The organism is Actinospica durhamensis, assembly GCF_018139695.1.
GTDB classification, from domain to species: Bacteria; Actinomycetota; Actinomycetes; order Streptomycetales; family Catenulisporaceae; genus Actinospica; species Actinospica durhamensis.
In genome coordinates this window covers 1-395 of record NZ_JAGSOG010000867.1, presented here as the reverse complement: position 1 = coordinate 395, position 395 = coordinate 1, and the positions used below count along the sequence as shown (strand labels likewise).

At 71.4% G+C, this 395-nt stretch carries 1 protein-coding gene; it reads left to right on the top strand.

The annotated features are described in order from the left end of the window. Nucleotides 1-38: 38 nt before the first annotated feature. Nucleotides 39-395, top strand: a 357-nt coding sequence (locus KDL01_RS42615) for a hypothetical protein (protein WP_212534369.1), incomplete at its 3' end; no start/stop codon positions are given.

Below are 395 nucleotides of genomic sequence, written 5' to 3'. Positions count from 1 at the left end.
GCTCGAGGTGCGGCTCCATGACATCTGGGGAGGCTGAGATGACCGGGACGCAGGAGAGGCCGAACCGGACCCGGCTGATCGGCGGGCCCGGTCTGCTGCTGGTGTGGCTGTACGGGGTGATGGTCGTCGGCGCCGTGTCGCGCTCCGTGTACCAGATCGCCACCGAGTTCGACCGCGCGCCGCTCGCCTACACGCTGTCGGCGGCGGCCGGCGTGGTCTACGGCTTCATCACGTACACCCTGGTCCGCGGCGGCGAGACGGCCCGCAGGGCGGCGCTGGTGTGCTGCGCCGCCGAGCTGGTGGGCGTCCTGACGATCGGCACCTGGACCCTGGTGGAGCCGTCCGCCTTCCCCGACGCGACCGTGTGGTCGGACTACGGGATGGGGTCTGTCTCT